The 481-nt window shown below is 66.9% G+C and carries 1 protein-coding gene; it reads right to left on the bottom strand.

Annotated elements, in window-relative coordinates; genetic code table 11:
* The coding region (locus AACY52_RS32495; protein ID WP_370468078.1) for an ArdC-like ssDNA-binding domain-containing protein at nucleotides 1–129 on the bottom strand (129 nt) is incomplete at its 3' end.
* Nucleotides 130–481: the final 352 nt, after the last annotated feature.

The raw sequence follows: 481 nt of genomic DNA, 5'->3' as shown, positions 1-481 counted from the left end.
GGTGATGGCGGTGCCGTCGTGATGCCAGGGCATGCGCCATTCGCCGGCGCCAGCTTCGATCGCGGCGACAATCTCGGCGGTGATGCGCGTATAGATGTCGGCGGGCCCGCCTTCTTTCTTCCCACTCATCGTCCTGAACCTCCGTTGGGAGGCCGCGCCCATCGCGGCCCGTCACGGGGTCCGAAGCCGGGGAATTTAGGGGGCCGGCGCACCGACCGGGGTCAGCATTGCGCGAAGCGCAATGGGGTGGTCATGGGCCGAAACGAAGTGGAGGGCGGCGAAGCCGCTGCGCCGGCCACCGGGCCCGGCAAGACCGGCAACGGGACGGGGTGCGGTGAGCACCCCTCACCTTCCCTCACTCTGTCCCTTCCGCCCCCGCCTTCTTCCCGGCATCGCAATCTGGAAGTCTGGCGGCGCGTGTGCTATATATCTGACTAGCTGACTAGGTGTGGGTCTATGGCTAAGCGCGCGGAGCTGACTA

This window comes from Pseudomonas sp. EA_65y_Pfl1_P113 (assembly GCF_963970525.1).
Classification (GTDB): domain Bacteria; phylum Pseudomonadota; class Gammaproteobacteria; order Pseudomonadales; family Pseudomonadaceae; genus Aquipseudomonas; species Aquipseudomonas tritici.
The sequence above is the reverse complement of the archived record's forward strand: the minus strand, read 5'-3'. Positions and strand labels throughout refer to the sequence as shown.